Raw genomic sequence first — 225 nt, forward strand, 5'->3', positions numbered from 1 at the left:
CTCAACCTGAAGCTGAAACTGTGCCAGCTGAATCCGAGTCCGTGAAGCCAGGAACTGATGTTGTGAAGCCGGAAGCTGAAACTGCTCCAGCGGAGCCTGAAATTGAAACTGTTCCAGCAGAGTCGGAAGTTGTACCAGTAGAACCGCCAGTTGTGCAGCCGGAACCTGCTCCTGCTCCATCTCAACCTGAAGTTGAAACTGTGCCAGCTGAAACTGATGTTGTGA

At 52.0% G+C, this 225-nt stretch carries 1 pseudogene; it reads left to right on the forward strand.

The window, feature by feature from the left end:
• Nucleotides 1-225 (forward strand): annotated as a pseudogene (locus HMPREF3208_RS02780) (hypothetical protein); the annotation flags it as partial.

Origin of the sequence: Gardnerella vaginalis, assembly GCF_001546485.1 — a bacterium.
GTDB classification, from domain to species: Bacteria; Actinomycetota; Actinomycetes; order Actinomycetales; family Bifidobacteriaceae; genus Bifidobacterium; species Bifidobacterium vaginale_D.